Origin of the sequence: Flavobacterium antarcticum DSM 19726 (assembly GCF_000419685.1) — a bacterium.
GTDB classification, from domain to species: Bacteria; Bacteroidota; Bacteroidia; order Flavobacteriales; family Flavobacteriaceae; genus Flavobacterium; species Flavobacterium antarcticum.
In genome coordinates, this window is record NZ_ATTM01000003.1 from 36914 (window position 1) to 61982 (window position 25069).

The 25069-nt window shown below is 35.3% G+C and carries 23 protein-coding genes; 16 read left to right on the forward strand and 7 right to left on the reverse strand.

The window, feature by feature from the left end:
* Nucleotides 1-97 precede the first annotated feature (97 nt).
* The 4 genes from YWA_RS0105445 to YWA_RS0105460 all read left to right on the forward strand — a co-directional run bounded on the left by YWA_RS0105445 (nucleotide 98) and on the right by YWA_RS0105460 (nucleotide 3366).
* Nucleotides 98-649, forward strand: a complete 552-nt coding sequence (locus YWA_RS0105445; protein ID WP_022827485.1) for a 30S ribosomal protein S16 — start codon at nucleotides 98-100, stop codon at nucleotides 647-649.
* 13 nt (nucleotides 650-662) lie between these two features.
* The gene (rimM, locus tag YWA_RS0105450) at nucleotides 663-1187 is read left to right on the forward strand and encodes a ribosome maturation factor RimM (RefSeq protein WP_022827486.1); all 525 of its coding nucleotides are present in this window, start codon (nucleotides 663-665) and stop codon (nucleotides 1185-1187) included.
* Between the two features lie 86 nt (nucleotides 1188-1273).
* Nucleotides 1274-1984, forward strand: a complete 711-nt coding sequence (locus tag YWA_RS0105455; RefSeq protein ID WP_022827487.1) for a tRNA1(Val) (adenine(37)-N6)-methyltransferase — start codon at nucleotides 1274-1276, stop codon at nucleotides 1982-1984.
* A gap of 203 nt (nucleotides 1985-2187) precedes the next feature.
* The gene (locus YWA_RS0105460; protein WP_022827488.1) at nucleotides 2188-3366 is read left to right on the forward strand and encodes an acyl-CoA dehydrogenase family protein; all 1179 of its coding nucleotides are present in this window, start codon (nucleotides 2188-2190) and stop codon (nucleotides 3364-3366) included.
* Between the two features lie 135 nt (nucleotides 3367-3501).
* On the opposite strand, the gene pckA is transcribed toward YWA_RS0105460, so the two are convergent.
* Complete coding sequence (pckA, locus tag YWA_RS0105465) at nucleotides 3502-5106, reverse strand: phosphoenolpyruvate carboxykinase (ATP) (RefSeq protein ID WP_022827489.1); 1605 nt, start codon at nucleotides 5104-5106, stop codon at nucleotides 3502-3504.
* Nucleotides 5107-5176: 70 nt separating this feature from the next.
* Nucleotides 5177-5572 (reverse strand): DUF423 domain-containing protein, encoded by a 396-nt coding sequence (locus tag YWA_RS0105470; protein WP_022827490.1) that lies wholly within the window; start codon nucleotides 5570-5572, stop codon nucleotides 5177-5179.
* Between the two features lie 93 nt (nucleotides 5573-5665).
* On the opposite strand from YWA_RS0105470, the gene YWA_RS0105475 reads away from it, so the two are divergent.
* Complete coding sequence (locus YWA_RS0105475) at nucleotides 5666-7054, forward strand: saccharopine dehydrogenase family protein (RefSeq protein ID WP_262493610.1); 1389 nt, start codon at nucleotides 5666-5668, stop codon at nucleotides 7052-7054.
* A 501-nt stretch (nucleotides 7055-7555) separates the two neighbouring features.
* Here YWA_RS0105475 and YWA_RS0105480 read toward each other — a convergent pair.
* The 3 genes from YWA_RS0105480 to YWA_RS0105490 form a co-directional block, all read right to left on the reverse strand.
* The gene (locus YWA_RS0105480) at nucleotides 7556-8254 is read right to left on the reverse strand and encodes a zinc metallopeptidase (RefSeq protein WP_022827492.1); all 699 of its coding nucleotides are present in this window, start codon (nucleotides 8252-8254) and stop codon (nucleotides 7556-7558) included.
* Nucleotides 8255-8346: 92 nt separating this feature from the next.
* Nucleotides 8347-8532 carry a hypothetical protein gene (locus tag YWA_RS0105485; protein ID WP_022827493.1) on the reverse strand — a complete coding sequence of 62 codons (186 nt, stop codon included), beginning with the start codon at nucleotides 8530-8532 and terminating at the stop codon, nucleotides 8347-8349.
* Nucleotides 8533-8631: 99 nt separating this feature from the next.
* Nucleotides 8632-11685, reverse strand: coding sequence for a leucine--tRNA ligase (locus tag YWA_RS0105490; protein ID WP_022827494.1), 3054 nt, complete (start codon nucleotides 11683-11685; stop codon nucleotides 8632-8634).
* 335 nt (nucleotides 11686-12020) lie between these two features.
* On the opposite strand from YWA_RS0105490, the gene YWA_RS0105495 reads away from it, so the two are divergent.
* The 5 genes from YWA_RS0105495 (at nucleotide 12021) to YWA_RS0105515 (ending at nucleotide 15090) form a co-directional block, all read left to right on the forward strand.
* Nucleotides 12021-12896 (forward strand): cell division protein FtsX, encoded by an 876-nt coding sequence (locus YWA_RS0105495; protein ID WP_022827495.1) that lies wholly within the window; start codon nucleotides 12021-12023, stop codon nucleotides 12894-12896.
* 63 nt (nucleotides 12897-12959) lie between these two features.
* On the forward strand, nucleotides 12960-13190 hold the full coding sequence (locus YWA_RS0105500) for a DUF3098 domain-containing protein (RefSeq protein ID WP_022827496.1): 231 nt from the start codon (nucleotides 12960-12962) through the stop codon (nucleotides 13188-13190).
* Between the two features lie 130 nt (nucleotides 13191-13320).
* Complete coding sequence (locus tag YWA_RS0105505) at nucleotides 13321-14136, forward strand: undecaprenyl-diphosphate phosphatase (RefSeq protein ID WP_022827497.1); 816 nt, start codon at nucleotides 13321-13323, stop codon at nucleotides 14134-14136.
* Nucleotides 14136-14828, forward strand: a complete 693-nt coding sequence (truB, locus tag YWA_RS0105510) for a tRNA pseudouridine(55) synthase TruB (protein WP_022827498.1) — start codon at nucleotides 14136-14138, stop codon at nucleotides 14826-14828. The genes YWA_RS0105505 and truB overlap by 1 nt, the downstream gene beginning before the upstream one ends.
* 76 nt (nucleotides 14829-14904) lie before the next feature.
* Complete coding sequence (locus tag YWA_RS0105515) at nucleotides 14905-15090, forward strand: hypothetical protein (RefSeq protein ID WP_022827499.1); 186 nt, start codon at nucleotides 14905-14907, stop codon at nucleotides 15088-15090.
* A 48-nt stretch (nucleotides 15091-15138) separates the two neighbouring features.
* Here YWA_RS0105515 and YWA_RS0105520 read toward each other — a convergent pair whose 3' ends face one another.
* A complete protein-coding gene (locus tag YWA_RS0105520; RefSeq protein WP_022827500.1) occupies nucleotides 15139-15732 on the reverse strand; it encodes a thioredoxin family protein in 594 nt (197 codons plus the stop codon).
* Between the two features lie 213 nt (nucleotides 15733-15945).
* Here YWA_RS0105520 and pyrH point away from each other — a divergent pair, with 213 nt between their 5' ends.
* The 3 genes from pyrH to YWA_RS0105535 all read left to right on the forward strand — a co-directional run bounded on the left by pyrH (nucleotide 15946) and on the right by YWA_RS0105535 (nucleotide 19904).
* Entirely contained in the window at nucleotides 15946-16653 is a 708-nt protein-coding gene (pyrH, locus tag YWA_RS0105525) for a UMP kinase (protein WP_022827501.1), read from the forward strand.
* An 80-nt stretch (nucleotides 16654-16733) separates the two neighbouring features.
* The gene (gene frr / locus YWA_RS0105530) at nucleotides 16734-17297 is read left to right on the forward strand and encodes a ribosome recycling factor (RefSeq protein ID WP_022827502.1); all 564 of its coding nucleotides are present in this window, start codon (nucleotides 16734-16736) and stop codon (nucleotides 17295-17297) included.
* Nucleotides 17298-17411: 114 nt separating this feature from the next.
* Nucleotides 17412-19904 (forward strand): DUF5686 family protein, encoded by a 2493-nt coding sequence (locus YWA_RS0105535; protein ID WP_022827503.1) that lies wholly within the window; start codon nucleotides 17412-17414, stop codon nucleotides 19902-19904.
* On the opposite strand, the gene YWA_RS0105540 is transcribed toward YWA_RS0105535, so the two are convergent.
* Entirely contained in the window at nucleotides 19901-20227 is a 327-nt protein-coding gene (locus YWA_RS0105540; protein ID WP_022827504.1) for a DMT family transporter, read from the reverse strand. The two genes, YWA_RS0105535 and YWA_RS0105540, sit on opposite strands and share 4 nt — an antisense overlap.
* 499 nt (nucleotides 20228-20726) lie before the next feature.
* Here YWA_RS0105540 and YWA_RS14720 point away from each other — a divergent pair, with 499 nt between their 5' ends.
* From YWA_RS14720 to YWA_RS0105560, 3 genes are all read left to right on the forward strand, one after another.
* Entirely contained in the window at nucleotides 20727-23147 is a 2421-nt protein-coding gene (locus YWA_RS14720; RefSeq protein ID WP_040472133.1) for an efflux RND transporter permease subunit, read from the forward strand.
* A gap of 153 nt (nucleotides 23148-23300) precedes the next feature.
* Nucleotides 23301-24143 (forward strand): Imm27 family immunity protein, encoded by an 843-nt coding sequence (locus YWA_RS15330; protein WP_022827507.1) that lies wholly within the window; start codon nucleotides 23301-23303, stop codon nucleotides 24141-24143.
* A 139-nt stretch (nucleotides 24144-24282) separates the two neighbouring features.
* Nucleotides 24283-24711 carry a hypothetical protein gene (locus tag YWA_RS0105560; protein WP_022827508.1) on the forward strand — a complete coding sequence of 143 codons (429 nt, stop codon included), beginning with the start codon at nucleotides 24283-24285 and terminating at the stop codon, nucleotides 24709-24711.
* The last annotated feature ends 358 nt before the right edge of the window (nucleotides 24712-25069 follow it).

Below are 25069 nucleotides of genomic sequence, written 5' to 3' on the forward strand. Positions count from 1 at the left end.
TTAAAAATCAGCGATAAAGTCTCCTGAATTGAAAAAATATGTATATTTGCACCCTTAATTAATCGAGGTCGAGAACCTCAAAATTTAATCTTAGATTATGTCTGTAAAAATTAGATTACAAAGACACGGTAAAAAAGGAAAGCCTTTTTACTGGGTTGTAGCAGCTGATGCTCGTTCAAAAAGAGATGGTAAATACTTAGAGAAAATCGGTACTTACAATCCAAACACTAACCCTGCAACTATTGAATTAGATGTAGAAAGCGCTGTTAGATGGTTGCACAATGGTGCTCAACCAACTGATACTGCAAAAGCAATTCTTTCTTACAAAGGTGCTTTATTGAAACACCACCTTGATGGAGGTATTCGTAAAGGAGCTCTGACTCAAGAACAAGCTGACGCAAAATTAGCGACTTGGTTAGAAGCTAAAGACAGCAAAGTTGTTGCTAAAAAAGACGGTTTATCTACTTCTAAAGCAGATGCAAAAGCGAAAGCGATTGAAGCTGAAAAGAAAGTAAATGCGGACCGTGTTGCTGCTGCTAAAAAAGCAGACGCTGATGCAATTGCTGCATCTGAAGCTGAAAACGCTGAAGCAGAAGTTGCTTCAGAAGAAACAGCAACAGAAGAAAACAACGAAGAAACTCAAGCATAATTTACTAGCGATCATGCGTAAAGAAGATTGTTTCTATTTAGGTAAAATCGCGAAAAAATTTAGCTTTAAAGGAGAAGTTCTTGTCTATTTAGATACGGATGAACCCGAGTTATACGAAAATTTGGAATCAATGTTTGTCGAATGCGGCAAACATTTGGTTCCTTTTTTTATTGAATACAGTTCGCTGCATAAGAATGATTTTCTACGCGTTCGTTTTGAAGACGTAAAAAACGAGGAAGAAGCAGATGCTTTATTAGGCAATCATGTATATCTTCCTTTAAAAATGTTGCCTAAACTTTCGGGTAACAAATTCTACTTTCATGAAGTTATTGGCTTTGAAGTGGAAGATAAACGATTGGGAATTGTTGGAGAAATTCAGTCGATTAACGACAGTTCTGCTCAACCTCTTTTTGAAGTTTTGAATGATGGTGTCGAAATTCTAATTCCTATGATTGATCATTTCCTTGTGAAAATTGATCGAGAAAACAAAAAGGTTATTATGGATTTACCAGAAGGACTTATTGAAATGTATCTTTAAGAAAGTTTTCAGTTTTCAGGCAAAGTTTTCAGTTTTGAAAAATGTAAAATCCACATTATATATTCTTCCTTAAAAAATGTAATGCAATGTCATTTAAATTCAAACAATTTTCAGTAGAACAAGACCTCACTGCAATGAAAATTGGAACTGACGGCGTTTTACTTGGTGCTTGGAGTCCAATCCCTTCAAATGCATTTAGTGTTTTAGACATTGGAACCGGAACAGGAATTATCGGTTTGATGTTGGCACAAAGGTCAAGTGCTGAACAAATTGACGCATTAGAAATCGATGAAGAAGCTTACGAACAAGCTACTGAAAACTTTGAAAACTCACCTTGGAGTGATCGCTTATTTTGTTTTCATGCTGGTTTAGATGAGTTAATTGAAGAACCAGAAGATGAATATGATTTAATTATTTCAAATCCACCTTTTTATACGGAAAATTACAAAACGGAAGATACTCAAAGAGATTTAGCTCGATTTGAAGACGCAATGCCTTTCGAAATGTTGGTTGAAGCCGCCGATTTATTGCTTTCTGAAAATGGTATTTTTTCAGTTATTATTCCGTTCAAAGAAGAAGAAAGTTTTTTAGCTCTTGCCAAAGAATTTGAGTTATATCCAATGAAAATTACCCGTGTAAAAGGAACTCCAACTTCGGAAATCAAAAGAAGTTTATTGGCTTTTAAAAGGTTTGAAACTTTAGAAATTGAAGTGGACGAGTTGGTTATTGAAACCGCAAGGCATGTTTATACTCCTGAGTATATTGCTTTGACGAAGGATTTTTATTTGAAGATGTAATTCCACTAAATTGCAATAGGGATAGTAGTGGAAATCCTTTTTATTCTTTCTTTAAGAATAAAAAGATTAGAACGGATAGCCCGCCGTTTTTACGGATTGCCCAAATCTCTAAAATTAGCGAATTTGGGGTAAATTATAACTTCTGTTTGTTGATTTGTTAAGTATCTTTCTTTATTTTTGCGAAGACTTAAAATTTCACAACAATGAAACCAGATCTTTTTCAAGCTCCAGATTACTACTTAGTAGACGATTTATTGTCAGACGAACATAAAATGGTACGTGACGCAGCCCGCGAATGGGTAAAGCGCGAAGTATCTCCAATTATTGAAGACTATGCTCAAAAGGCAGAGTTCCCAAAACAAATCATTAAAGGTTTAGCCGACATCGGTGCTTTTGGACCTTACATTCCAGAAGAATATGGTGGTGCAGGTTTAGACCAAATTTCTTACGGCTTAATCATGCAAGAAATTGAACGAGGCGATTCAGGCGTTCGTTCAACAGCTTCTGTTCAATCTTCTTTGGTAATGTATCCAATTTGGAAGTACGGTAACGAAGAACAACGAATGAAGTGGTTACCAAAATTAGCTTCTGGTGAATTCATCGGATGTTTTGGATTAACAGAACCGAACTACGGATCTGATCCGGGAAGCATGATTACCAACTTCAAAGATATGGGTGACCATTATTTATTGAATGGTGCTAAAATGTGGATCTCAAATGCTCCATTTGCAGATATCGCTGTAGTTTGGGCAAAAGACGAATCAGGAAGAATACATGGACTAGTTGTAGAACGTGGAATGGCAGGATTTACCACTCCAGAAACACATAACAAATGGTCACTTCGTGCTTCGGCAACAGGTGAATTGATTTTTGATAACGTGAAAGTTCCGAAAGAAAATTTATTACCAAATAAATCGGGCTTAGGTGCTCCACTTGGTTGTTTAGATTCAGCACGATATGGAATCGCTTGGGGTGCTATTGGTGCTGCAATGGATTGTTACGATACGGCTTTGCGTTATGCAAAAGAACGCATTCAATTTGACAAACCAATCGCTGGAACACAATTGCAACAAAAGAAATTAGCCGAAATGATAACCGAAATCACAAAAGCACAATTGCTAACTTGGCGTTTAGGTGTTTTGAGAAATGAAGGAAAAGCTACTTCTGCTCAAATTTCTATGGCAAAAAGAAACAATGTGGATATGGCCATAAATATCGCAAGAGAAGCACGTCAAATTCTTGGAGGAATGGGAATTACAGGCGAATATTCAATCATGCGTCACATGATGAATTTAGAGTCGGTGATTACGTATGAAGGAACACACGACATTCACTTATTGATTACAGGAATGGACATTACAGGTATCGCTGCTTTTAAATAATAGTCCTTTTTTACTACATAAATCCTGATTACTACGAAGTAATCAGGATTTTTTTTGACTAAAAATTAAATAAAAAAAACCCGATTATTTTCATAATCGGGTTCTCTTTCGGGACGTAAAATGTATTCTAGTCTGTTAAACTAATGGTCCACCTGCTAAAATTTCTTCGTTCGCAAACTCTTCAAATTTTGCAAAGTTTTCTTTAAATTTATTTGCTAATTCAATTGCTTTTTTATCGTATAAATCTTTGTCTTCCCATGTATTTCTTGGGTTCAAGATTTCAGAAGGAACATTTGGACATGTTTGTGGTTTTTCAATTCCAAAAACATCGTGTTTCTCAAATGTTACTTTATCTAATTCACCGTCTAATGCAGCGGTAATCATTGCACGAGTGTATTTCAATTTCATACGACTTCCAATTCCGTAAGGTCCACCAGTCCAACCTGTATTGATTAACCAAACTTGAACTCCGCTTTCTTTTAATTTCTGACTTAACATTTCAGCATATTTAGTTGGATGTAACGGCATAAATGGCGCTCCAAAGCAAGCTGAGAAATTAGGTTGTGGCTCTGTAACTCCTGCTTCAGTTCCGGCAACTTTCGCTGTATATCCTGAAATAAAGTGGTAAGCCGCTTGACCTGGAGTCAATTTTGAGATTGGAGGTAAAATTCCAAAAGAATCTGCAGTTAAGAAGAAAATATTTTTTGGATTTTTTCCAATAGATCCTGGTTGGATATTATCAATGTGGTAAATTGGGTAACTTACACGTGTATTTGGAGTGATAGAAACATCTTCGAAATCTACTTCATTTGTTCCTTCTTTGAAAACCACATTTTCTAAGATCGCGCCTTTTTTGATTGCCCTAAAGATATCCGGCTCCTGCTCTTCTGTTAAGTTAATCACTTTAGCATAACAACCACCTTCAAAGTTGAACACCGTGTTTTCACTCGTCCAACCGTGCTCATCGTCACCGATTAATTTACGTTTTGGATCTGCAGATAAAGTCGTTTTTCCAGTTCCTGAAAGTCCGAAGAAAATTGCTGTATCGCCGTCATTTCCTACGTTTGCACTACAGTGCATTGGTAACGCATTTTTATCCACTGGCAAGATGAAATTTAAAGCAGAGAAAATTCCCTTTTTCATTTCACCTGTATAACCAGTTCCACCGATTAAAGCAATTTTACGTGTAAAATCTAAAATCGCAAAATTATGTTGACGTGTTCCATCTACAGCAGGATCTGCCATAAAACCTGGAGCAGCGATCAAAGTCCAATCTGACTTAAAACCTGCTAATTCAGATTCTTCAGGACGAAGAAACATGTTGAATGCAAATAAGTTTGACGATGCTTTTTCAGTTACAACGCGAACGTTTAAACGGTAATTAGCATCGGCACAAACATAACTGTCACGAACAAAAACTTCTTTTTGCTCTGAAAGATAGTTGGTTACTTTTTTATAAAGTTTGTCAAAGTTTTCTGATGAAAATGGAATGTTTACTTTTCCCCACCATACTTTATCTTCCGTAATTGCATCACGAACAATAAAACGGTCTTGAGGCGACCTTCCTGTGAATTCTCCCGTGTTGATTGCGAGAGCTCCTGTTGAGTTTTCTACTCCTTCGCCTGACTTGATAGTGATATCATGTAGTTGATCTGGCGTTAATTGGTAATGAACATTTGAATTTTTAATTCCTAATTCGTCTAACGAAATCGATTTCGTAATTAAAGCGTTATTATCCATAAATTTAATTGTTGTGTGTGTTTAATACAGATTGCAAAAGTAAAAATTATATTTTAGATAGGACACTATTCTACTGAAATTGTGACCTATTCTTGTAAACATTAATAAATAAAAGGCTCCATGCTATTATTAACAGTAATCCTCCAATTGGAGTTATGAAACCGATGACTTTAAAGTCAAACGCTGTCATTTCATTTGTTGCCAATAAGTAAATAGAACCTGAAAAAAATAAAACGCCAAAGATCACTAATATATGTATCACTTTTTTAGTTTTTTCTTGAATCAGGTTGTTTGTTGCCACAAACAGCAGAAATAATGCATGATACATTTGGTAACGAACACCCGTTTCAAAAGTAGCTAACGCATTTACGTCAATTAACTTTTTTAACGCATGCGCTCCAAAGGCTCCTAAAACAATTGAAATTACTCCTAACAAAGTTGCGGTTAAACTAATTTTTCTGTTCATTATTTGAAAATTTGCACAAAGATACTCAATCTTTTCATGCGATAAAGATTATAACGTTTTCGTTGGCTCAAAATAGATCAATTCAATACCTTTGTGTTAGACAACTTAACTATGAGAAAAATACTAATTATTGGTGCCGGACGTTCCGCATCTTCGCTTATTCGCTACTTGTTGAACAAATCAGAAGTAGAACAGTTGAATATTACAATTGCCGACTTATCAGTTGAATTGGCACAAAAGAAAACACAAAATCATCCGAATGCAACTGCTTTAGCATTAGACATTTTCAATACTGAACAACGTCAAACTGAAATTCAGAAAGCAGATATTGTAATTTCTATGTTGCCTGCTCATTTGCATATTGAAGTCGCCAAAGATTGTATTGCTTTCAATAAAAACATGGTCACAGCTTCGTACATTAGTCCTGAAATGCAAGCTTTAAATGATGAAGCTGTTGCAAAAGGTCTTGTTTTGATGAACGAAGTGGGTCTTGATCCTGGAATTGACCACATGAGTGCGATGAAAGTGATTGACGAAATCAAAGACCAGGGTGGAAAAATTATTTTGTTTGAATCGTTCTGTGGTGGATTAGTTGCTCCAGAATCAGACAACAATTTGTGGAACTACAAATTTACTTGGGCTCCCAGAAATGTAGTTTTAGCGGGTCAAGGCGGAACGGCAAAATTTATACAAGAAGGAAAATACAAATACATTCCGTATCAAAAATTATTTCGCAGAACCGAATATTTCCACGTAGAAGGTTACGGAAAATTTGAAGGTTATGCCAACCGTGATTCTTTAAAATACAAAAGTGTTTACGGATTAGACGACGCGTTGACTTTATATAGAGGAACGATTCGAAGAGTTGGTTTTTCCAAAGCTTGGAATGTGTTCGTGCAATTGGGAATGACAGACGACACTTACGTTATAGATAATTCAGAAACGATTAGTTTCCGCGATTTTACCAATTTATTTTTACCGTATCACCCGTCCGACTCTGTGGAATCTAAATTCAGAATGAGTACGGGAATTGAGCAGGACGATATTATTTGGGACAAACTTTTAGAACTTGATTTATTTAGTTCAAAGAAAATTGTTGGCGTAAAAAACGGAACGCCTGCTCAAATTTTAGAACGTATCTTAAATGACAGTTGGACGCTTGCTCCAGAAGACAAAGATATGATTGTGATGTATCATAAATTTGGTTACGAATTAAACGGTGTTCAAAAACAAATTGATGCCACAATGGTTTGCCTTGGTGAAGACCAAACCTATACTGCAATGGCAAAAACCGTTGGACTTCCCGTAGCAATGGCGACACTTCAAATTTTGAATGGAAACATTAAAACGCCAGGTGTTCAATTGCCAATTCTAAAAGAAGTTTATTTGCCGATTTTGAAAGAATTAGAGGAATTTGGCGTCGTATTTCATGAGAAAGAAATGCCTTATTTTGGATATAATCCTGATAAATTGGTGTTGTAAAAATTAGATAGATTTATGTAGAAAATTCGCTTTGTAATGGAGCGAATTTTTTTTGTGTTTTGAATTTGATTGTTTGATTCTTTATAAAATCTTTGGGCTAAAGCCCAAAGCAATTGAGGCAATTGAGAACCATTTATTGTAATTAATTATAGATTTATAGATTCTTGCACTTTCGTTTGTATTTGTAAAAATATTTTTCCTTGTTCAAACCTTTTAAAAAACGATAAGAAACCAAGGAGAAAGTAGGATTTTAAATAGCCCCGATTAGAGGGAACATCCTGCTCTTTTTTAGAGCAGATGTGGAAGGAAAGCGGGACCAGGGCTTGCTGAAAATCACTAACGATTCGCTCCAAATATGTTTAACTAAAGAATCTGAAACAAGTTCAGATTAAAGAAACTGAAATAAATTCAGCTTGACAATTATAACTTAGGTGTAGATTAAACAAAAAAATCCGCTCTCAAATGCATGAAAGCGGATTTTCTATTTATATGAATTTCTCTTTAGTCTCTTGAACCTCCAAAAACTCTCAAAGCCCAAAACAATAACATGGCAACGGCTCCAATTGCAGCGACAAGATAAGTTCTTGCTGCCCATTTTAGAGAATCTTCGGCTCCTGCGTATTCTTCTTGACTTAGCATGTTTTTATTTTTCAACCAAGCCAAAGCACGGTGACTTGCATCATATTCTACTGGCAAAGTGATTAAAGTAAATACGGTTGCAACAGCCATTAAAACCAAACCGGCAACGGCAACCCAATATCCAATTCCCAGTCCGGCAGCAGCTCCTAACATCAAACCTCCAATAATTAACCATTGTGAAATTCCTGAAGAAACATTCACTAAAGGAACTAAAGCAGAACGCAAACCTAACATTTGATACGCTTGAGCATGTTGAACAGCGTGACCACATTCGTGAGCGGCAACGGCTGCCGCTGCTGCGTTTCTTTGATTGTAAACGGCTTCACTTAAGTTGACGGTTTTATCTGCTGGATTATAATGATCGGTTAATCTTCCTGGTGTAGAAATTACACGTACGTCGCGAATTCCGTTGTCTGCCAACATTTTTTCAGCAATTTCGGCACCGCTCATTCCGTTGCGTAAATGTACTTTTGAATAGAATTCAAATTTGCTTTTTAGTTTTGAACTTACCGCCCAACTTACTAAAGCAATGACTCCGATTAAAATATAATATAGTAACATGGTTTTTATTTTTTGTACGAATATAACAAATTGTATTCCACTTGCAAATTTATGTCAAGTTGACTTGCGTTAAAGATTTTGTAAAATAAATTTTATTTACAAAGTGTAATGAAAGCTACGAGTTCTCGAGCTTCAAAATAAGTAAAGGAAACTGAAACCACTTCATAGCCCGCATTGACTTTTTCATTTAAAAAGTGCTCTACTTCTTTAGACAATTCTTCTTTCATACTCGAAAATCCAACGGATTTAGATAAAGTATGTACTTCGTGTTTTTTCATGGCTGTTGTTAAAAATATTTAAAATAATTCTAATTCAAATAAAGAATCCCTATTTTTCAAAACGAAAGATAGGGATTCTTAAAATATGTTGGTAAATAATTATCCCACTAAATTGATGATTTTCCCCGGAACGATAATCACTTTATTTGGCGTTCGTCCTTCCAATTGTTTGATGGTTCTTTCGTCGTTCATGACGATTTCTTGGATTTGTTCTTTGGTTAAATCCAAAGGCAAGTTCAAGGTAAAACGCATTTTTCCGTTGAAAGAAACGGGATATTCTTTATTGCTTTCTACTAAATATTGGGGGTTGAAAATAGGGAAAGAAGCTTTAGAAATACTCATTTGATGTCCTAATTTTTCCCACAATTCTTCAGCGATATGTGGTGCATAAGGCGAAATCAAAATCGCTAAAGGCTCTAAAATACTACGTTCGTGGCATTTCATGGCAGTCAATTCATTCACGGCAATCATAAACTGACTTACCGAAGTATTGAATGAGAAATCCTCAATATCGTCGTTGACTTTCTTAATCGTTTTGTGCAATGTTTTCAAGGCTTCCGCCGAAGCTGGATTAGAAGTTACAATCAATCCACTTTCGTCAAAATACAACCTCCATAATTTTCTCAAAAATCCGAAAACTCCTGTAATTCCGCCTGTATTCCAAGGTTTTGCTTGTTCGAGTGGACCAAGAAACATTTCGTATAAACGTAAAGTGTCAGCTCCGTATTCTTCGCAGATGTCGTCTGGAGTAACTACATTGTATTTGGACTTGGACATTTTTTCTACTTCTCGAGAAACGATAAATTTATCATTATCTTCATAAAATACTTCTCCACTTTCTCCAATAAATAAAGCATTTGTGTAGTGTTGATTTAATGGGTGGTTTTTGAAAGCATCAATATCCAATTCATCAGATGAATTCACTAAATTAACATCAGCATGAATTTGATTAAAAGATTTTAAATCAGTAAAATTAAACTTATCATTATCACTAGGATAAGATTTTAGCTTCTCTGAATTTAATATTTCTGAAAATACTCTTGTTGCAACTTCATCGTCTGCTTGTAATTTCGCGTAAAATCCTTTCGATATAAATATGTTAGGCAATTTACTAAAGTCAAAATCATCACTTCCTGCAAGTTGATTTGAGAACTTATAAACAAAAGCACTCATCCCCAAAATCATCCCTTGATTTATCAATTTCTTGAACGGTTCTTCTTGATTTACATATCCTCTATCTTTCAAGAATTTATTCCAAAAACGAGAATATAACAAGTGGCCCGTGGCGTGTTCGCTTCCTCCTATATATAAATCGACATTTTGCCAATAATTTTGCGCTTCTGCAGAAACAAATTCGTTTTCGTTTCCGGCATCCATATAACGCAACCAATACCACGAACTCCCTGCCCATCCTGGCATTGTGTTAAGTTCAAGAGGAAAAACAGTTTCATGGTCAATTAAATCAGTATTTACAACTGCACATTTTACAACATCCCAAGCCCACTCGGGTGCATTTCCTAAAGGTGGCTGACCGTCTTCGGTTGGCAAATATTTCTCTACTTCTGGCAAGCGAATTGGTAAATGTTTCGTATCAATCATTTGTGGCAATCCATTCACGTAATACACCGGAAACGGTTCGCCCCAATATCTTTGACGGGAGAAAACAGCGTCACGCAAACGGTAATTTGTTTTCCCTTTTCCTTGTTCCAATTCCTCTAAAGCTTCGATGGCTTTCGCCGAAGCTTCTTTGTAACCCATTCCGTTTAAGAAATCGGAATCGATTAATTTGAAACCGTCTTTTGCTCCAAAGGCATTTTCAGAAATATCTTGGTCAAAAATGTTTTTAATTTCAGGCATTCCTTCATTTCCTTTGAAGAAGTTGGCAAACGCATAATCGCGTTCGTCGCCACAAGGAACCGCCATAACCGCACCTGTTCCGTAACCGGCAAGTACGTAATCTCCAATCCAAACGGGAACGGGTTCTTTTGTAAAAGGATGTTCAGCATAAGCTCCCGTGAAAACTCCTGAAATAGTTTTTACATCCGCCATACGTTCGCGTTCACTTCGTTTTGCAGTCGCTTCAACATACGCTTCAATGGCTTGTTTTTGTTCAGGAGTTGTTATTTTTGAAACCAAATCGTGTTCTGGTGCCAATGTCATGAATGTAACTCCGAATATGGTGTCCGGCCTTGTGGTGAAAACTTCGATTCTGTAATCATTCGTTTCATCTCCTGACAACACATAATCAACATTGTCTTTTTCTAATTCCGAATCTTTTACTTTGAAAGTAACTAACGCACCCACCGATTTTCCAATCCAATTCGTCTGTGATTCTTTCAAAGAAGCAGTCCAATCGATATCTTTCAAACCTTGCAAAAGACGTTCTGCATAAGCCGAAATTCGCATGCTCCATTGCGTCATTTTCTTGCGAAGAACCGGATGACCACCACGTTCAGAAACACCGTTTATGATTTCGTCGTTCGCCAAAACAGTTCCTAAACCTGGACACCAATTCACTTCGGTTTCTGCCAAATACGTCATTCTATATTGCAATAAAATGCGTTGTTGGTCTTCGTTTGAAAAATTATTCCAATCTTCTGCTGAAAAAGATATGATGTTGTCGTCGCAAACGGCGTTTACTTTTTGGTTTCCGTTGGCTTCAAATTCCATGATTAAGGTTTTGATGTCGCGTGCTTCATTGGCATCGGCATCAAACCAAGATTCGAACAATTGGATGAAAATCCACTGTGTCCATTTGTAATATTCAGGATTGGACGTTCGTACTTCGCGACTCCAATCAAATGAAAACCCGATTCTGTCGAGTTGTTGACGGTAACGGGCAATATTTTCCTTTGTAGTTTTATCAGGATGTTGACCTGTTTGAATGGCATATTGTTCAGCTGGAAGTCCAAAACTGTCGTAACCTTGCGGATGCAAAACATTAAATCCTTTGTGACGTTTGAATCGGGCATAAATATCTGAAGCAATGTAGCCTAATGGATGTCCAACGTGTAATCCGGCTCCCGAAGGATAAGGAAACATGTCTAAAACATAGTATTTTGGTAAATCAGAATTGTTTTCGGCTTGAAATGTGCCGTTTTCGCTCCAATATTTTTGCCACTTGGCTTCAATTTCGCTGGGATTGTATTTCATTTTTTCGTGAGGTTCAAGGTTTTGGGTCGAAGGTTTTAGGCTTGACGTTTATTCTGTATTTTTGCCATGATGGCACTGATTTTCTAAAGTTAAAATGGTAACCTAGATAGCCGCGATTGTAGAGGAAATCTTTAATTTCCGGAGTTCGGAAATTAAAGATTGCAACGGAAAGCGGGAAAATGGATGCCAAAAATGCCCGAACGATTCGCTTCTATACAAAAAAAATCAATTCGAGTGGGCAAATTTACATATATTGTACGAAAGTCAAAACTTTGAACGTTATAAAGTATGATTAAACAAATTCTTTATTATTTTTACGCCATAATTAAAAAACTATGAGTTCTTCTTACGATAAATTTCAAAAGCGTCGGTTAATTTCCTCTTATTTTTCAGTAGTGTTGAGCGTCTTCTTGGTGCTTTTCTTGCTGGGAATTTTAGGTTTGTTTGTCATTAATTCGAAAAATTTAGCCGATGATTTCAAGGAAGAAATTGCAATGACAGTCTTTTTTGACAATGACGCAAACGATACAATCATCAAGGCTTTTGACAGCGAGTTGCAAACGGCTCCTTTTGTGAAATCGTTTGTTTATGTGACAAAAGATGAAGCTGCGAAGCAACATACGGATATTATTGGTGAGGATTTCATGAACTTTTTAGGTGCGAATCCTTTGCAAAACTCTTTTGACATTCACTTAAAAGCTGATTATATTGTGAATGATAGTATTGCGAAAATTGAATCACGCTTGCGCAAAAACGAAATGGTTTCTGATATTGTTTATGACAAGCAATTAGTCAATTTGGTAAACGACAACATCAAGAAAGTGAGTTTCTGGATTTTAATTATCAGCGGATTTCTTGCATTTATAGCGGTATTGCTGATTAATAGCTCAATGCGACTATCGATTTACTCCAACCGATTTATCATTAAAACGATGCAAATGGTTGGTGCGACGAAGTCTTTTATTAGAAAACCATTTATTTGGAGAAGTATAAAACTAGGAATGATTGGCGCTGGATTAGCTATTTTGGCTTTAATAGCGACTTTATATTATGTGAATATTACGTATCCAAATCTAAATATTTTAGCGGAAGAAACTTTGACGGCTGCGGTTTTAGTGGGCGTTTTAGTCGTGGGAATTATCATTACTTGGTTGAGTACATTCTTTGCAACACAACGTTTCTTAAATTTGAGAACAGACGACTTGTATTAGGCAGATGGAAGTTAGAAGATGGGAGTTTGAAAGGTAAAAGTTAAATTATAAAAAAATAAAACAATGGAAAATAAACCACAACACGAGTTTCTTTTTGACAGAGTAAATTACAAATTCTTATTAATTGGACTTGCTGTAATCGCTTTAGGATTTATCTTAATGTCAGGTGGTGGTTCAGATAATCCTGCGGTTTTTAACGAGGAGATTTTCAATTGGAGAAGAATCAGATTAGCACCAACGACCGTTTTAATTGGTTTTGGAATTACTATTTATGCGATACTTAAGAAGAAGTAATCAGTGGTCAGTTAAATTAGTGGTCAGTTCGAACTATACTGATTACTAGAAAAGACTGAATACTATAAATCTGAATACTGAAGACTCCTTACGACTGAACACTAATATTCTGAACACTGAACACTAATTTATGGATACGTTACAAGCCATTCTGATTGCCATTATTGAAGGTCTTACCGAGTTTTTGCCTATTTCCTCAACCGCCCACATGGGTTTTCTTGCGTCAATTTTAGGAATGGGCGAAAGCGAATTTCTAAAAATGTTTCAAGTTTCGATACAATTTGGTGCCATCTTGGCGATTGTAGTTTTGTATTGGAAGAAATTCTTTGACTTTTCAAATTTCAATTTTTATATCAAATTAATTTTTGCCGTAATTCCTGCATTGGTTTTAGGGTTTCTTTTTGACGATATGATTGAAGCCGTTTTAGGAAACCAAATTGCCATTTCTTCTGTTTTGATTTTAGGTGGAGTGGTGCTTTTATTTGTGGACAATTGGTTTAAGAATCCACGAGTTCTGGATGAAAAAGACATTTCAATCAAAACAGCAGTTATCATTGGTTTTTGGCAATGTCTAGCGATGATGCCGGGAACTTCTCGTTCTGCAGCTTCGATAATTGGTGGAATGACACAAGGTTTGAGCAGAAAAGCTTCGGCTGAATTCTCTTTCTTTTTAGCGGTTCCTACGATGTTAGCGGTTACCGTCTATTCTATTTTTGTAAAAACTTGGGGCAAAGGAACGGCAACTGAAATGAAAGGTTTTGAAATGATTTTGCAAGACCAAAATCACATTAATTTATTCATTATTGGAAATATTGTGGCGTTTGTAGTTGCTTTACTTGCAGTTAAAACATTCATTACTGTATTGACGAAATATGGTTTTAAATTTTGGGGTTGGTACAGAATCATTATCGGAATTGCTTTGTTGATTTATTTCTACACTAAATAATGGACAAATTAACTATTGAACAATACCAAGAAGGACAAATTTTATTGGTAGATAAACCTTTAACTTGGAGTTCATTTCAAGCGGTCAACAAATTAAAATATCATTTAATTAATAGAGTTGGACTTCCCAAGAAATTTAAAATTGGTCACGCTGGAACGTTAGACCCTTTGGCAACAGGACTTTTAATTGTTTGCACAGGAAAATTTACCAAAACAATTTCTGAAATTCAAAGTCAAGCCAAAGAATATATGGGAACTTTCTACATTGGTGCTACCACTCCATCGTATGATTTAGAAACAGAAATTAATGAAACATTTCCAACTTCACATATTGACGAAGCTTTAATTCACGAAACTGTGAAGCAATTCTTGGGTGAAATTGACCAAAAGCCGCCTATATTTTCAGCGATTAAAAAAGACGGAAAACGACTTTACGAACACGCTCGTGCTGGTGAAGAGGTGGAAATCGCTTTTAGAAAAACTACGATTTACGAATTTGAAATTACGAGAATTGATTTACCTGAAATTGATTTTAGAGTAAAATGTTCGAAAGGAACTTATATTCGTTCTTTGGCGTATGACTTTGGAAAAGCAATGCAATCGGGTTCACATTTAACGGCATTACGAAGAACTAAAATTGGTGATTATTCGGTTGAAAATGCTTTTTCTCCTGAAAATTTGGCCCATTTATAATTGTAAAGTTTTAAAAACAAAGCAAGTACGTATCTGAAAATTTAGTAAATTTACTTACTATTTAAAATTCCTTGTTATGCAACCATCAGAACAAAAAGCAGAAAACCTTGCCACTCCTTGCAAACCGATGTCTCAAGAAGCTTTTGAAAATTTAATCAAAGAAGCGGAGGAGGGGGATTTTCACACTTTAGAAGAATCTAAAAAGCTTTTTAAAGAATGGCGGAAAAACAGAAAGATTAATAAAAATACAAAATCCCTTTAAAAATAATTTTAAAGGGATTTTTGTTTACTATTTTTTCAAAGAAGATTATTATTTAAGCAAACTTACAATTTCTTTCTGAGTCGAAACTCCTTTATCGTGTAAATACCACATTTGCAAATCTGCTTTTGCAATTTCATCTACAATGCCGTGTTTTGCTTTATAATCTAGAATTAATTTTATCGCGTCAGCTGGTCTTGGACCCCAATCAGCAAGAACTTCTAGTGTGTTCTTGTCCAAAATTATCATCTTCGGAATGGATTTTCCACCGTTTGTTAAATACAAATTCATCAATTCAGGATTCTCATCTCTGAAAGCAATTTTCAACTCTACTTTATCGGAAACTTGTGCCATTTTATTTATGATTGGCAAAATTTGAGCCGCGTCACCACACCAACCTTCCGACAAAACAAGCCAAATATATTCGGTATTTAATACTGACAAAAACGCTTCTGTTTCAGGCGTTATTTTGATAGTTTTGTCTAAACGATTCATTCGAGTTTCGTTCAATTGGCTATAAGCCAAAATTTCGTCTGATTGTTCGTCACCTGAACTTTTACCTTCGGCTAATAAATCTTTAATTTTATTTCGGTACTCTTCGTAGGAGTAGGAATTGGCTAAACTATTTGGAATTATATCTTTCATCTGTATTTCTTTTAAATATTTTTATTGCGATACAAAGATACAATTCTACTAAAGTCCGCATGTGATAAAAGTCACATAAGCACAATTTTCTAAAAAGAAAAAAAGGAATTGTCTATATTTGCACTTGCAAAGCGTAAAATGGTGCTTGAGAATTAAATTTCTGTTGACCCAGATTACTTTTGCGTAAGCGAAATTCCAAAAAATAACACACGAATGAAATACAAAAGAATTCTTCTAAAATTGAGTGGCGAAGCATTAATGGGCGACCGTCAGTACGGAATTGACCCTATTCGTTTAGCCGAATATGCTGATGATATCAAAACTATTCACGAACAAGGGGTGGAAATCGCGATTGTTATTGGTGGTGGAAACATTTTTAGAGGAGTTGCTGGAGCAAGTAACGGCATGGACCGCGTTCAAGGCGATTATATGGGAATGCTTGCTACCGTTATTAACGGAATGGCGCTTCAAGGAGCTTTGGAAGACAAAGGAATGCTGACGCGTTTGCAAACGGCTTTGAAAATTGAAGCAATTGCAGAACCTTATATTAAGAGAAGAGCGGTTCGACATTTAGAAAAAGGTCGGATTGTGATTTTTGGTGCAGGAACTGGAAATCCTTATTTCACTACGGATACTGCAGCAGTTTTGAGAGGTGTTGAAATCAATGCAGATGTAATTTTGAAAGGAACACGTGTGGATGGAATTTATACTTCTGACCCGGAAAAAGATGCTTCGGCAACTAAATTTGAACGTATTTCATTTGAAGATGTATTGGCCAAAGGATTGAATGTAATGGACACAACCGCTTTTACATTAAGCCAAGAAAATGAATTGCCAATTGTGGTTTTTGACATGAACAAACCTGGGAATTTGCTTAAAATTTGCGAAGGAGAAAATATTGGAACGTTAGTAAATAAATAAAGTTTAAAAGGTTATGAGGTTAACTGGTTATGAGTGTAGCCTTTTGACCTAATAAGCTTTAAACCCTTAAACTAAAAATTATGACTGAAGAAATTGATTTTATATTAGACAGTACAAAGGAATCGATGATTGGTTCTATTGCGCATTTAGAAAAAGCATTTACAAACATTCGTGCTGGAAAAGCATCTCCATCGATGTTAGGAAGTGTTTTTGTAGATTATTACGGTTCGGCAACTGCTTTGTCACAGGTTTCTAAAATCAGTGTTCCGGATGCTCGAACAATTACGTTACAGCCGTTTGAAAAAAACATGATTCAGCCGATCGAGAAAGCGATTATGCTTGCCAATATTGGTTTCAACCCAATGAACAATGGTGATTTAATCATTATTTCTGTTCCACCTTTAACGGAAGAACGTCGTCGGGAGTTGGCTAAACAAGCTAAAGTGGAAGCAGAAGATGCAAAAATTGGTATTAGAAACGCTCGTAAAGACGCGAATTCTGATATTAAAAAGCAAGAAAAAGACGGAACTTCTGAAGATATTTGTAAAGATGCTGAAGCACAAGTTCAAAAATTAACGGATGCTTACATCAAACAAATTGACGAACTTTTAGTGGTGAAAGAAGCTGAAATTATGAAAGTATAATTTTCTATTCTTCAAAGAAATACTATTAAAATCCACTTAAAAGAGTGGATTTTTTTATGCAAGTAACTTACTTTTGTCGCAGAAAATGGTTTGCCAAATTTGGCTCCGAACAATATGAAGCATCTTATTTACTTGGTCTTATTAATTACGTGTTCCGTTCAAGCTCAATTCGAGATTACGGGTCGGATAATTGATGGAACCACTAAAAAACCATTGCCGTTTGCTTCAATTTCTACTTCTAATTCATTTATTGTCGGTGATGTAGATGGGAATTTCATTTTGAATAACATTCGCGTTAGTGATTCGATTACGGTTTCTTATGTGGGTTTCGAATCGCAAAAAATACTAGCAAGAAAACAGAAAAATCTTCTGATTCAACTCAATCCGATATCTGAAAATTTGAGCGAAGTTATTGTTGGTAAAAATCCTGCAATTGGGATTATTGAAAAAGTAATTGAGCATAAAAACAACAACGACCCGGAACGAAAACTTCGATTTTTTCAGTTTAAAGTCTACAATAAACTCGTAATTACTGCAAATCCTGATTCTATTAACGGCACTTTAGATTCGATATTTGTTACCAATCGCCGGGTTCGGAAATTTGTAAAGCTGGATTCTACCAATTTTACCTTCAAGAAAATAGTTAGTAAACGGCATATTTACCAAACGGAAAAAATATCAAAAGTTCAGTTTGACGGCACACATATTAAAGAAACGGTAGAAGCTACAAAAATGGCAGGTTTCAAAAAGCCAATTTATGAATTGATTGGACTCAATTTGCAGTCGTTTTCGATTTACGGCAATCAGTATGACTTGTTAGAAAACCGGTACAATGGACCTTTAGGAACAAACGCTTTGCAGGATTATTCCTTCAAAATTTTAGACACACTTTCCATTCAAAATCGTAAGACGTATCTGATATTCTTTTCGGATAAAAAGAAGGATAAGAAAAATGGATTGAATGGCATTTTGTACATAGATGCTGAAAATTATGGCGTGGCCAAAGCCGTAGTACGAATTAAAAACATCATTGACGTCAGTGCGACTCATGATTATATCTATTTCCCTGAACAAGATTTATGGTTTCCGAGTACACGAACACTCAAAATTATTAAAGGAAACAATAAAGAAAACATCAAAATTTTAGGTGGACAAATTCACTTTGAAGAAGATAGCTTTGAAAATTTTCAAAATGCGAGCGAAAAAGCACCGTCTGATTTAATCCAACTTATTTCAAAATCGGTTTATTACGAACACGAATTCAATCAGCCTTTGGTCATTTCCCGAAAAACACTTGCAATTCAAATTAAAGACGATGCAATTAAAAAGAGTGATTTATTCTGGCAACAAAACCGAAAAGACACGCTCGATTTTAGAGGAATTGAAACCTATAAATCATTAGACAGCCTTGTGATTTCAAGAGGACTTGAACGGAAATTAAACATTGGACGTCGGATTTTAGATGGTTATGTTCCCGTGAGTATTCTCGATATTGATTTGCGTTATTTGATTAAATATAACAATTATGAAGGATTCCGATTTGGTTTTGGCGGCGTTACCAATGAAAAATTATCTGATATTTTCAAACTCGACGGTTATATAGCTTATGGTTTGAAAGATGATGAATTGAAATACAAATATGGTGGTGCGATTCGGTTGGGAAAAGCTTCTACAACTTGGTTTGGCGGTTCGTATACCGATGATTTACGCGAGATTGCAAGTACTTCTTTTGCGATTGACAAACGTATTTTTAAAATTTACGACCCACGTCCCATCAACGTCAGTACTTTTTACAATTACAAGCAAATTCGAGGTTTTGTAGAAACGAAAATTATTCCCAAAACGGAAAGTATTTGGGAATTAAGTCAAGCAAAAGTGGAGCCAACATTCGATTATACCTTTAAATACAAAGACAAATTACACGACCGATTTACATTGACCACGTTCATGGTTTCGTTGCAATGGAATCCGTTTAGCGCTTTTATGTTAACGCCTTCCGGCCGATTAGAAATTGAGAAAAACTATCCAAAATTTACTTTTCAAGTCACTAAATCCTTGCCTGGTTTCGTGGGAAATGATTTTGAATACACCAAATTTGACCTTCGTATTGACATTCAAAAAAAATACATTAACGGACAGAAAACTACGTTCTATTCAGAAATTGGAATCGGAATTGGTGACATTCCGCTGACGCATTTGTACAATATGTCGCCAAATAATTTGAATAACGACAAGATTTTACAACGTTTGACTATTGCAGGAAAAAACAGTTTTGAAACGATGTATTTCAACGAATTCTTCAGCAGTCGGTATGCCTTTTTCCAAGTTAAACACGCATTTCAACGGGTGACTTTATTTAAAAAAGTCAAGCCTTCCTTGGTTCTAGTTACGAGAATGGGTTGGGGAACGATGCAAAAGCCCGAACAACATTTGGGAATTAATTATAAAACCCTAGACGACGGCTACCTTGAAAGTGGTATCGAACTTAATAAGATTTTCAAAGGTTTTGGGCTTTCCGGTTTTTACCGTTTTGGGCCGAATCAGTTGCAGAATTTTGAAGATAATATTGCTATAAAAGCAACTTTTATACTTGATTTGGGCTTTTAATTGGAAACAAATTTCAAACCGACAATTGAAACAATTAATGTGGTTAAGAAAAATATTCTCCAAAAAGTCGCCGGTTCTTTAAATATAAAAACGCCTACTAATACAGTTCCAACGGCACCAATTCCGGTCCAAACCGCATAAGCAGTTCCAATGGGTAATGATAAAGTCGCGCGATAAAGTAAATACATGCTGATGGATAGACAGACAAAAAAACCAACCATCCACATTCCTGAAATCGTTCCCGTAGTTTCTTTAGCTTTGCCTAAACAAGTTGCAAATCCTACTTCAAAAAAACCTGCAATTATCAATAAAATCCAATTCATATATGAGTTTTGAGGTGGCAAAGATAATGAAAGAAATATTTAGACGCGAATTGCACTTTTCTCTAAAATTTATTGCTGGTAGGAAAAAAGGAAGACACGAATTTCACAGATTTTCACGAATTTATTGAAACTTTATTTCTGTAAAAATATTCAACCACAAATTACGCGAATTTTCGCAAATTTTTAAATCTTGATTTATGAAAATTATGGTGAGATGAAAAAAGTCATACATTAATTTTTAAAATTAATTCGTGTTAATTTGTGAAATTTGTGTAAAAATATTCAACCACAAATTAAGCAAATTTTCGCAAATTTTTAAATCTTGATTTGTGAAAATTTCTGCAATTTGTGGTGAGAAGAAAAAAGCCATACACCAATTCTTAATATTTAATCCGTGTTAATTAGTGAAATCTGTGTAAAAACTTCAGTCACGAATTACACATAAAAAAACAGATAAACCACCGATTTCTGTACCTTTGCAATTCGAAAATTTATGCAAATGATTAAATGGTTTAGTTTGGGATTTTGGGAATTGGTTGCCCGAATCGTACTTCGAAATAAAATACTCATGTTGTCCATTGTGGCACTTATCACTATTTTCCTAGGTTTACAGTGGAAAAACATTAGCTTCACCTATACCGAAGCTAACTTACTTCCGGAAGACGACAGCGTCAATATTGAATACAATGCGTTTCTAGAAAAATTTGGCGAAGAAGGAAATCTCGTCATCATCGGGTTGCACGACGACGTATTATTTACTCCAAAAGCCTACAAAGCTTGGGGCGAAATGATGCATAATCTAGAGAAAGACAAGGAAACGGATTTGGTTCTATCTGTGTCAAATTTAAAAAAACTAACCAAGAACGATTCCCTACAAACCTTTGAATTAACCAACTTTGTAGACGTTTCTCAAACGGCGAATCCCGCTTATCTAAAGAAAATTCAGAAGGAATTATTTAATGATTTGCCTTTTTACGAAGGACTTTTATTCAACAAGAAATCGGGAAGTATTCGCGCTGCGGTTTATTTGGACAAAGCCATTGTCAACACGCCTATTCGGAAGGATTTTATATTAGAAAAGTTGATTCCTCAAGTTAAACTCTTTAAAGAAAAAACAGGAATTGACCTTCGCGTTTCGGGAATGCCGTACATCCGAACGATGAATACGGAAACCATAAAAGGCGAAATCGGACTTTTCATCGGCATGTCTTTATTGGTAACTTGTTTGTTGTTTTACTTCTTCTTTCGCAGTTTTAAAGCTACTTTAATTTCGTTAGTCATTGTGCTAATTGGGGTGGCATGGTCCTTTGGAACACTCGGATTGTTGCATTATGAAATCACAGTTTTAACGGCATTGGTTCCCACATTAATCATCGTAATTGGAATTCCCAACTGTATCTTTCTGACCAATAAATACCACCAGGAATATAAAACCCACCATAATAAAGCAAAAGCGTTGCAACGGGTAACGACGAAAATTGGAATGGCAACATTGATGACTAATCTGACGACAGCTATTGGTTTTGCTACGTTTATTGTTTCAAATAATGATTTGCTGATTGAATTTGGCATCGTGACGTCGCTCAATATTATGGGCTTGTTTTTCCTTTGTTTGATTATCATTCCTATATTTCACAGTTATGTAGCTCCGCCAAATGAGCGTCATTTGAAACACCTGGATTCGCAATCGGTAGGTACGTTTATGGATTGGATTTTGCATCACATTCGCGAAAGTCGCTTGTCTATTTACATGATTTCTATTCTACTTTTGGTCATTAGTATCATCGGGATTTATCAAATTCGGGTTTCAGGAAGCTTGATAGAAGACATGCCGAAAAAGGAAGCGTTCTTTAAAGATATTTTGTTCTTCGAAAAGGAATTTGATGGCGTGATGCCGTTGGAAATCATGATTGATACCAAACGGAAAAAGGGTGTGATGAAACTTGCTACGCTTCGAAGAGTGGACGAATTGCAAACCGTTATCAATGACATTCCCGAACTTTCAAAACCCATTTCGATTGTGAATTTGGTTAAATATTCAAAGCAAGCCTACTATAACGGCAATGCCGAATATTATGAATTACCCACCAATCAAGAGCAAAGTTTTATTTTATCCTATGCCAAGAATACGGCGAAAGGTGGCAAAGACAACGTGATGAAAAGCTATGTAGATTCCACCGGACAATATGCTCGAATTACCACATTTATGCGGGATGAAAGCGGGCAAAATATTCAAAAAATTGAAGATGAATTGCGGAAAGAAATAACTAAAATATTCCCCGAAAAGCAATATACGGTTACAATAACGGGAAAAGCATACGTGTTTCAGAAAGGAACGAATTACCTGTTGCATAATTTATTGACCTCATTGGTTTTTGCTATTTTACTGACTGGATTTTTAGTTGGTTTTATGTTTCGGTCGTTTAAAATGGTCATCGTTTCGCTCATCCCCAACTTGCTTCCGTTACTTCTTACGGCAGGAATTATGGGGTATATGGGAGTTCCGTTAAAACCTTCCACAATATTGGTTTTTGGAATTGCGTTTGGGCTTTCGGTGGATGATACGATTCGGTTTTTAGCACAATACCGAGAGGAATTGAAAAAGAACAACTGGAAAATCAAGAAGTCGGTTTTCTCTACTTTTGCAGATGCAGGTTTGAGTATGTTTTACACGTCTATCGTTTTGTTTTTTGGTTTCTCTGTATTTTTAGTTTCAAGCTTTGGAGGTACAATTGCTTTGGGAGGTTTGGTTGCTGTAACATTGTTTTTCGGAATGCTGTCTAATTTGATGTTGCTTCCCGCTTTGGTTTTGACGTTGAATAAAACATTGGCTAATAAACAGGAATTGGCTGAACCAAGAATTGATATTATTGAACCGAGTGATGAGGCGATTGATAATTTGCCGAAGACGAAGTTGTAGCAAGGATGCTTTGATTCACAATAATGATTAAGAGATTAAAGATCAAGTCCAAAATTGATTATATGTTTTGCTTGTAAAGTTTCGATTGTTATATATTTAAGAATAAGTTTTATAGAAGCTATAAGTTTTGAATCAATAAACAAATTTTTTAATATGAAAGATATCGGTTTTCAAAAGCACCCATCTGTATTACTCAATAATTTATATAAGATAAAAAATTATCAAGGTGCAAATCCTGCTGATGCAAAGGTTTTATTTGTAGGACGTGACCCGAATTGGGCTATTGATTTAGAAAGTAAAGAAATGTTTAATTTTGTTGCTGACTATTTAACTGACGGAATTAGTTTTTGGGAAAAGCACACTATTCATCACCCTTTTTTATTGCCAAACTACAAAGGGGATGGTAAAAGATATCATCGAATTTTTTCTAAATTGAAAGTTGAAAGTAATCAGGCAAGTAAAATTTCATTCGTTGAATTAATAGGGTTTCCAACTACTGGAATGGCGAAAAGTAATAATAAAATTTTCTTGGAGTATTTAATTTCAGAAGAAAACAGAATTCACTTAATAGAATTAGACAAATTCTTCAGTCATTCAGACAAAACAATATTTATCGCTTGGGGATTAATGAACGATTTTAAGATTATCTATGACAAAACGGGTTTATTTAAAAAGTTTGCAGAATTAGATAAATCAAAAATGATTATTAGTGATTTGAACAATTTTGAAAACATTTTCATTCACAGACATTTTTCAGATGCCATTAGTAATTCGACGCTTGATAAAATGGGAATGGAATTAGAGAAAATTTTAAAAGATGAAACATCAATTGATAAAAATAAATTGCTTTTTAAAGTTAGTACGGATGAATCTGGATGGATAACTTATTATGTTGATGAAAATTCTTGTAAATGGATTGAAGATTATCCCGATTCAGAAAATCATGGTGGTGGATTACCCCGAATAAGGAAGTTAGAGAAATTTCCTTGGGAATGATTTAGAGTTTTTAGCTGGTATTTAGGTAAAAGGTTATGGGGTTAAAGGTTGTTTTAGTGGGCACGTATTACAAATCTGTACTATCGGGGGTAATTTGAAATAACATTTTCGTTCTTTTAATAAAATTAACAAAAATATTATGAGATATTTTTTTTCTACAATTGCATTCTTAATAATCATTTTGGGCTGTAAATCTTCAATTCAAAAAGAAGAAATTAAAAGTATATCACTTATCGAATTAATTGCGAATCCCAATAAATATCACAAAAGAAAAGTAAAAGTTCAAGGATACTTTTCTAATGAGCACGACGGTAGGGCAATTTATATTTCAAAAAATGATTTTATCACAGGTATATATAAAAACGGTATCTATTTATACTACGGAAATTTACCAATGCGAAAATTTGAAATTGAACCTCCCTATCAAGGCTATGTTACGATAATAGGCGTTTATAATAAAGATATGAAGGGTTCTTACAACTTTTATAGTGGGGGATTTGAAGAAGTAATCAGTTTACAAAGAATGTATTTACGAGGTAGTTTGAGTGATGAATATAATATGGAATAACCTAATTACAAAAAACAATCACCCCGCTTTCGCGATCGTCTCCGCTCGTGCAACTTTATCAGTTCTAAAAATTATAATAGTCACGACCGATACGCTCGCGATAACAACTAAAAATAGGAATAAACCTCAATTTTAATTCCCAACACCTCAACATTCCCTAATCCCATAGCCCAGATAGTAGTGGAAATCCTTTTAAATTTATAGCCCATGGTTTAAACCATGGGCTATAAATTTAAAAGATTGCAGCGGATAGCTGGATTAAGCTCCAAAAACAACCATTGAAGATGTTATAATGGTCGGCTTTTAGAAAGAAATCAATTATATTTGTATCGGATTTCGAGACTTTCGGAATCTTTTT

Coding starts and splice junctions, on each gene's coding strand:
- YWA_RS0105490 (WP_022827494.1), bottom strand. CDS start 11,685: ATGAAATACAATCCCAGCGAAATTGAAGCCAAGTGGCAAAAATATTGG.
- YWA_RS0105560 (WP_022827508.1), top strand. CDS start 24,283: ATGAGATATTTTTTTTCTACAATTGCATTCTTAATAATCATTTTGGGC.
- YWA_RS15330 (WP_022827507.1), top strand. CDS start 23,301: ATGAAAGATATCGGTTTTCAAAAGCACCCATCTGTATTACTCAATAAT.
- YWA_RS0105500 (WP_022827496.1), top strand. CDS start 12,960: ATGGAAAATAAACCACAACACGAGTTTCTTTTTGACAGAGTAAATTAC.
- frr (WP_022827502.1), top strand. CDS start 16,734: ATGACTGAAGAAATTGATTTTATATTAGACAGTACAAAGGAATCGATG.
- YWA_RS0105515 (WP_022827499.1), top strand. CDS start 14,905: ATGCAACCATCAGAACAAAAAGCAGAAAACCTTGCCACTCCTTGCAAA.
- YWA_RS14720 (WP_040472133.1), top strand. CDS start 20,727: ATGATTAAATGGTTTAGTTTGGGATTTTGGGAATTGGTTGCCCGAATC.
- YWA_RS0105505 (WP_022827497.1), top strand. CDS start 13,321: ATGGATACGTTACAAGCCATTCTGATTGCCATTATTGAAGGTCTTACC.
- YWA_RS0105480 (WP_022827492.1), bottom strand. CDS start 8,254: ATGTTACTATATTATATTTTAATCGGAGTCATTGCTTTAGTAAGTTGG.
- pyrH (WP_022827501.1), top strand. CDS start 15,946: ATGAAATACAAAAGAATTCTTCTAAAATTGAGTGGCGAAGCATTAATG.
- truB (WP_022827498.1), top strand. CDS start 14,136: ATGGACAAATTAACTATTGAACAATACCAAGAAGGACAAATTTTATTG.
- YWA_RS0105540 (WP_022827504.1), bottom strand. CDS start 20,227: ATGAATTGGATTTTATTGATAATTGCAGGTTTTTTTGAAGTAGGATTT.
- rimM (WP_022827486.1), top strand. CDS start 663: ATGCGTAAAGAAGATTGTTTCTATTTAGGTAAAATCGCGAAAAAATTT.
- YWA_RS0105455 (WP_022827487.1), top strand. CDS start 1,274: ATGTCATTTAAATTCAAACAATTTTCAGTAGAACAAGACCTCACTGCA.
- pckA (WP_022827489.1), bottom strand. CDS start 5,106: ATGGATAATAACGCTTTAATTACGAAATCGATTTCGTTAGACGAATTA.
- YWA_RS0105495 (WP_022827495.1), top strand. CDS start 12,021: ATGAGTTCTTCTTACGATAAATTTCAAAAGCGTCGGTTAATTTCCTCT.
- YWA_RS0105445 (WP_022827485.1), top strand. CDS start 98: ATGTCTGTAAAAATTAGATTACAAAGACACGGTAAAAAAGGAAAGCCT.
- YWA_RS0105535 (WP_022827503.1), top strand. CDS start 17,412: ATGAAGCATCTTATTTACTTGGTCTTATTAATTACGTGTTCCGTTCAA.
- YWA_RS0105460 (WP_022827488.1), top strand. CDS start 2,188: ATGAAACCAGATCTTTTTCAAGCTCCAGATTACTACTTAGTAGACGAT.
- YWA_RS0105485 (WP_022827493.1), bottom strand. CDS start 8,532: ATGAAAAAACACGAAGTACATACTTTATCTAAATCCGTTGGATTTTCG.
- YWA_RS0105520 (WP_022827500.1), bottom strand. CDS start 15,732: ATGAAAGATATAATTCCAAATAGTTTAGCCAATTCCTACTCCTACGAA.
- YWA_RS0105470 (WP_022827490.1), bottom strand. CDS start 5,572: ATGAACAGAAAAATTAGTTTAACCGCAACTTTGTTAGGAGTAATTTCA.